Annotated in this window: 1 protein-coding gene; it reads left to right on the top strand. The window is 75.2% G+C overall.

The genetic code is table 11. The annotated features are described in order from the left end of the window. Positions 1-281: 281 nt before the first annotated feature. Positions 282-1,715 carry a helix-turn-helix domain-containing protein gene (locus ACIQOV_RS39175; protein ID WP_401055635.1) on the top strand — a complete coding sequence of 478 codons (1,434 nt, stop codon included), beginning with the start codon at positions 282-284 and terminating at the stop codon, positions 1,713-1,715. The last annotated feature ends 301 nt before the right edge of the window (positions 1,716-2,016 follow it).

Below are 2,016 nucleotides of genomic sequence, written 5' to 3'. Positions count from 1 at the left end.
GACGGCCGTGCGGGCCGTCCGCGCTCGGGTGCCCGAACCCTCACACGGCGTCATGGCCGGGTCAATGGCTGGTGCGCGTGAGGCGCCGGGTTGGCAAATTCCGTCAAGCCCGCAGGTCCGGCTTTGCGTCAAGCTGGGCTTTCCTTCACGTGGTTGAGACCACCTCATGTACGGAGCCGGTGGCGATCGAGTACCGTCCTCGTCATCGGAGTCGTCGGAATCACTGGAACCGTCGGCAGTCCCTGCGACCGGCCGAGGACGACCCGCCCGGGGAGGCAGCCGTGCAGCGCAACCGTGTGGTTCCCGCGGCGGCGGTGCCGGCACCGCCGACCGGCCGGGGGCAGGACGCCTGGCGCGAGTTCGGTGCCCGGCTGCGGCACTGGCGGCGCCGGGCCGGACTCACCCAGGCGCAGCTCGGCGCCGGGATCGGCTACGACCACACCGCGGTCAGCAAGATCGAGCACGGCGCCCGCCGGGTCACCCCCCGGGTCGCCGACCGGATCGACGAGCTCCTCGGCGCGGAAGGCGAGTTGAGCGCCGCCTGCCAGCGCGCCGAGAGCGCCGAGCTGTGCGTGCTGGACGCCTTCTCACCCGCTCTGCTCCGACCTCCGCTGCCGGGCGGGGCGGCGCCCGGCGCGCCCGTCCCGCCCCCGGCCCCCGCTCCGCTGCGACTGCCGGACTACGGCCTGCTCTGCCCGCTGCACGGCGCCGAGGGCTGCGCGGTCCCCGAGGCCGGAGAACTCGTCGCCCTGCACGCCGAGTTCTGCGCCCAGGAGGGCCTGGCCGACCCGGCCGCCGGGCGCCCGCTGGACGACGTCACCGCGCACGCCCTGACCGGGCTGCTCGCCGCCCACCTGCGCTCCGGCGAGACCGGCGACCGGCCGGGCCTGGCCGCCGCCGTGGAGCGCACCCTGCACGCGGTGCTCGCCCGGCTCGCCGGTGCCCCCGCCGCGCAGCGCGGTCCGCTGGTCCGGCTGGCCGCCGAGCACGCCCACGCGGCCGGTGCGCTGCGGATGCAGGACGGTCGCAACGCCACCGCGATGGCCTGCTACGACCGCGCCCTCACCTGGGCCGGGCTGGCCGTGGACCGGGCCACCCAGGTCGGCACGCTCAGCGACATGAGCGTCCTGGCCCGGTTGGACGGCGACCCGGTCGCGGCGCTCGGCTACGCCCGCGAGATCGAACGGGTCGCTCCGGACCGGCACTGGGCCGGCGCGATGGGCCGGATCAGCCGGGCCCGGGCGTACGCGCTCACCGGTGACGTGCGGGCGACCGTCCGGCAGATCGGGCTGGCGCGGGCGCACCTGGACCACATCGGCGCGGAGGACGAGGTCGACGTGCCCTGGCTCTCGATCGCCTCGATGCGGATGCGGGTCGAGTCCGCCGCGGCCGCCGCGCTGCGCGACCTGGCCGCCGCCACCGACGACTCCCGGCTGGCCCGCCGCGCGCTGGACGCCACCGAGACCGCCCTCGGCCTGCTGGGTCCGGACCAACTGCCCTCCAGCCGACTGCTCTTCATCGTCCGGGCGGCCGACTGCCACGTCTGCGCGCACGACCCGGCGACGGCCGTCGAACTGCTCGGCCCCGCCCTGGAGGCGACCGGCGTGACCGCCCTGCCCGCGCTGGTCGAGTACGAGCTGCGCGGTCTGCGCGACCGTCTCGCGGCGCACGCGCCCCGTGCCGCACACCGGTTGGCGGAGCCGGCCCGCTCCTGATCGGGCGGTGCTCCGGGGGCCGCGGCGACGGCCGCCCGTTTGGCTGGATCAGGTGGCCGCGCGGGGTGGCGCGGAAGGGGCGCACGCCAGCGCCCGCGGACCTGGACGGATGCGGTCGCACGCCGCCAATTCCCACGCCTTCTCGAAAATGCGCCCCCTTCACGCCGTACGAACGTCAACTTCGTGAGCGTATAGTCCGCCGATCGGGTCATTCATGGAGTTAACACGTCGAATGACTGTCACGGCGCGCGTCTGCCGCTAGAGTCTCTGACGTTTCCAGTCGTTAGTCCGCGAAGAACGG

The organism is Kitasatospora sp. NPDC091257 (assembly GCF_044757675.1).
Lineage (GTDB): Bacteria > Actinomycetota > Actinomycetes > Streptomycetales > Streptomycetaceae > Kitasatospora > Kitasatospora lactacystinica.
This window is presented reverse-complemented; position numbering and strand designations above follow the sequence as displayed.